This is a genomic window from Rhodococcus sp. (in: high G+C Gram-positive bacteria), from assembly GCF_049591685.1.
GTDB lineage: Bacteria > Actinomycetota > Actinomycetes > Mycobacteriales > Mycobacteriaceae > Rhodococcoides.
Genome location: NZ_JBAWFH010000490.1, coordinates 1 through 3,780, shown reverse-complemented (window position 1 = coordinate 3,780; position 3,780 = coordinate 1). Strand labels below are relative to the sequence as shown.

Genomic DNA, 3,780 nt, shown 5'->3' with positions numbered 1-3,780 from the left:
TCAACCCGGCTGCGTGTGCACCCGCCGCTGTTCGCGCACCTTGCAACCGTTGGCGCAGATTGCAACCTGCGCGGTTGCCTGGAACGTGCGCGGGTGGTGGATGGCGGCCAGTGGCTCGGAACCGTCGCCTGCGAAGGCTGCTGAGCGAATACTTCGCAGGCGTAGCCTGACCTCCATGTCCAAGACGTTCGTCGGCGCGCGGCTGCGGCAGTTGCGCACCGAACGCAAGATGAGCCAGGTCGCGCTGGCCGGGCAGCTGGCCATCTCGGCGAGTTATCTGAACCAGATCGAACACGACGTGCGACCGCTGACGGTTCCCGTACTGCTGCGAATCTCCGAGGTGTTCGGCGTCGACACCTCGTTCTTTTCCTCGGAGGACGACACGCGGCTCGTCGCCGAGTTGCGGGAGGTGGCCCTGGATCAGGACATGGGAATCGCTGCCGACGCGCACGAGATCGCGCAGATGGTGTCGTCGCATCCGCAGTTGGCACGGGCGATGGTCAACATGCATCGTCGCTACCGGAACACCACGGCACAGCTCGCAGCCGCCACCGAGGAACGCTTCAGCGACGGCAGCGGAAGTGGCTCCATCAGCAAGCCGCACGAGGAAGTCCGCGACTACTTCTATCAACGGCAGAATTATCTGCACGAGCTGGACACTGCGGCGGAGGACCTGACCTCGCGCATCCGCTTCCACCGTGCCGATGTGGCGGGCGAGATCGCCAAGCGACTGCAGACGGTCCACGACGTGCAGATCGTCAATCGCATCGATCTGGGCGAGAACGTCCTGCACCGCTTCGACCCCGATAGTCGCGTCCTCGAGATCTCGCCGCACCTGTCCGGCGGGCAGAAGGTGTTCCGGTTCGCAGCCGAGCTGGCCTACCTCGAATGCCAGGACCTATTGGACCAGATGGTCGACGAGGGCGGCTTCACCAGCGACGAGTCGCGCAAGCTCGCGATCCTGGGGTTCGCCAACTACTTTGCGGCCGCAACCGTGTTGCCATATCACCACTTTCACGATGTCGCCGAGGAGTACCGCTACGACGTCGAACGCCTGTCGGCATTCTTCTCGGTGAGCTACGAGACGATCTGCCACCGGCTGTCGACGCTTCAGCGTCCGAAGCTGCGCGGAGTCCCGTTCTCGTTCGTTCGGGTCGACCGCGCCGGCAACATGTCCAAACGGCAATCCGCGACGGGTTTTCATTTCTCGTCGAGCGGCGGCACGTGCCCGCTGTGGAACGTGTACGAGACGTTTGCCTATCCCGGAAAAATCATGACGCAGATCGCCGAGATGCCCGACGGGCGCACGTATCTCTGGATTGCCCGAACGGTCGAACGTCGCGCAGCCCGGTACGGGCAACCGGGCAAGACCTTCGCGATCGGCCTCGGCTGCGAACTACGCCACGCGGGCCGACTCGTCTACGCGGACGGTTTGGACGTGCACGGCTCGGCCGTGGCCACCCCCATTGGCGCCGGGTGCCGGGTGTGCGAGCGGTCGAACTGCCCGCAGCGCGCGTTCCCCCCTCTGGGCAAGGCATTGGACATCGACGAGCATCGCAGTTCGGTGTCCCCGTACCTCGTGCGCTGAAGAGCCCACGTTCAGCGGCGAAGCAGGGCGCCGGCGTCGGCGAAGGCGCGTGCCCTTCTGAGGAGGGTGGGCGGGGCAGCGGGTTCTCCCTGCCACAGGCGGTACAGCGTCGACATGCTCAACACCAACCGCTCCGGCGAATCCCACGACGCGAAGGGGTGAAAGTCTTTCGACTGCAGCATGTTCCGAGCAGCGCGGGTAGCGTCGACGCCGGCGTCGAAGTGTCGGCGACCTTCGACGTCCACCCACAGCCAGTAGTCGCGCAGCGCCCGAATTTCGGTCGTGGTGCACAGCGGTCCGTGGCCCGGAACGTAGACGGCCGCGTCGAGCGACAGCAGGTGGTCGAGGGCGTCGATCCAGTTACCGAGCGGTCCGTGCCACAGAATCGGCGTCGAACCGATGAACAGCAGGTCGCCCGCGAACACGACGCCTGCGTCGGGGACATGCGCGATGAGATCACCGACGGTGTGTGCGGGTCCGAGGTAGCGAAGCTGTACCTCGCGGGTACCGACGGCGATCTGTTCGGTGACGTCGAAGGTGCGATCCGGTAGGCGCGGGCGGTGGCGCGGGAACACTGCGCCGCCGCGGACACGGTTCATGTAGCTGCCCATCGCTCCGACCGGACCGGGAACCCACCCGATCAGCGAGCCGAGCGACGCGAAGGCGTTGACACCCGACGGCGGGGTTTCCTCTGTCATCGCGTGCAGCGATGCAGTGCTCGTGGTGATGCGAGCATCGGCGGGAACGGTGTCGTTGCCCCACCAGTGGTCGCCGTCGGAATGGGTGTTGACGACTTCGGTGACGGGTGCTGCGCTCGTCAGCGAGGCGGTCTCGGCGGCGATCTGCGCTGCACGCGCTGTGTCCCAGACGGTATCGATCACCATCGAGGCGGCACCGGCGTCGACGAGCACCCCGGTGTTGGTCTGGCCCCAGCTGCCCGGTTCCCACAGGAACGCCCACACCCCGTCGCCGATCTGCGTCGGCCCCTCGCCCTCACTCATGCTGAGCGACGGTACTGCATGACTCTCACAGTTCCTCGTTCTCGAACCGGTCCCTGCGTCGACGCATCAGCCAGATCAACGCCCCGACTGTTCCGAGACCGACTACGCCACCGACCAGCCCGCCCACCTGGGAGCCCGCCTCGGCGTAGACCCCGGGCTGAAGCCTGACGAGAACTCCGACGGCTCCCGCACCGTAGAGCACGGCGGCGACCACGCCACGGACTCGGCCCAACTTGGCCGCGGTGTAGATGTTGACGCCTCGCACCGCGGAATACCCGATGGTGGCGCAGCCGATCACAAGCGCAACGATGAGCACTCCCAGCGCAATTCGTGCGCCGGTGACACCTGCTACCCAGGGCAGCACTGCTGCAGCGACCAGTGCGGCCCAGTAGAACAACTGAAAGCCCACTGCCGACGCTTCGTTCCACACATCCCGCTGGCGCTCGTCGTCGTAGAATTCGTCGTCCAAGTCTCCGACGAATCGCATGGTCTTGACGAAGGCACCCATGGTGATCACCCTTCCTTGTCGAGTTCGAGAAGCTCGTCCTGCTCAGCGCGCGCTTCCCGTTCGCGGTCCAGGCGCTTCTTCCGAACGATTCCGTAGACACCGGCTCCTGCGCCGATGCATGCCCCGCACGCGCCGCCGAGGGCGATGTACTGCGTCGTACCGCCTCCGTAATGAGCCAGGAGTGTTACCACTGCGCCGATTCCGCCGAGGATGGGCAGAACCGTCGCGGCATAGATGCGCGGGCGGGTGAGCTTCTGCGAGGTGTGCATGTCCAGACCGCGCGCCTTGGTATATGCGAGTACCGCGGACGCGACGGTGAGATACACGATCAGCACACCGACGGCAGTCCAGCTACCTGCGACCCCGCCGACCCAGGGAAGACCGGCGGCTGCAACGAGCGAGATCCAGATGAACAGCTGAAACCCGACCGCCGAGGCCTCGTTCCATACGTCGCGCTGAAGTTCGTCGTCGTAGAACTCGTCGTCGAGATCGCCGACGAACCGCATGGTCTTGGTGAATGCACTCATGCTCGTCACTCCTCTTCTCCGAACAGTGTTTCGACCGTGGTGTTCAATGCTTTTGCGAGTTTCAAAGCGAGGTACACGCTCGGTGCGTAGTCCCCGCCCTCGACGGAGACAATGCTCTGCCTGCTGACTCCGCAGGCTTTTCCGAGTTCTGCCTGC

The 3,780-nt window shown here is 65.1% G+C and carries 5 protein-coding genes; 1 reads left to right on the top strand and 4 read right to left on the bottom strand.

Features of this window, described 5'->3' with window-relative positions; all coding sequences use genetic code 11:
* Positions 1-175 precede the first annotated feature (175 nt).
* Complete coding sequence (gene ramB / locus WBQ44_RS20165; RefSeq protein ID WP_495568438.1) at positions 176-1,588, top strand: acetate metabolism transcriptional regulator RamB; 1,413 nt, start codon at positions 176-178, stop codon at positions 1,586-1,588.
* Positions 1,589-1,599: 11 nt separating this feature from the next.
* On the opposite strand, the gene WBQ44_RS20160 is transcribed toward ramB, so the two are convergent.
* The 4 genes from WBQ44_RS20160 to WBQ44_RS20145 form a co-directional block, all read right to left on the bottom strand.
* A complete protein-coding gene (locus tag WBQ44_RS20160; protein ID WP_495568437.1) occupies positions 1,600-2,589 on the bottom strand; it encodes an MBL fold metallo-hydrolase in 990 nt (329 codons plus the stop codon).
* Between the two features lie 25 nt (positions 2,590-2,614).
* Complete coding sequence (locus WBQ44_RS20155; protein ID WP_495568440.1) at positions 2,615-3,097, bottom strand: DUF2029 domain-containing protein; 483 nt, start codon at positions 3,095-3,097, stop codon at positions 2,615-2,617.
* A gap of 5 nt (positions 3,098-3,102) precedes the next feature.
* Positions 3,103-3,624, bottom strand: coding sequence for a hypothetical protein (locus WBQ44_RS20150; RefSeq protein ID WP_495568436.1), 522 nt, complete (start codon positions 3,622-3,624; stop codon positions 3,103-3,105).
* 5 nt (positions 3,625-3,629) lie between these two features.
* Positions 3,630-3,780 (bottom strand): helix-turn-helix transcriptional regulator (locus WBQ44_RS20145; RefSeq protein ID WP_495568439.1); only part of this gene is annotated, 151 nt, incomplete at its 5' end.

Coding starts and splice junctions, on each gene's coding strand:
- ramB (WP_495568438.1), top strand. CDS start 176: ATGTCCAAGACGTTCGTCGGCGCGCGGCTGCGGCAGTTGCGCACCGAA.
- WBQ44_RS20160 (WP_495568437.1), bottom strand. CDS start 2,589: ATGAGTGAGGGCGAGGGGCCGACGCAGATCGGCGACGGGGTGTGGGCG.
- WBQ44_RS20155 (WP_495568440.1), bottom strand. CDS start 3,097: ATGGGTGCCTTCGTCAAGACCATGCGATTCGTCGGAGACTTGGACGAC.
- WBQ44_RS20150 (WP_495568436.1), bottom strand. CDS start 3,624: ATGAGTGCATTCACCAAGACCATGCGGTTCGTCGGCGATCTCGACGAC.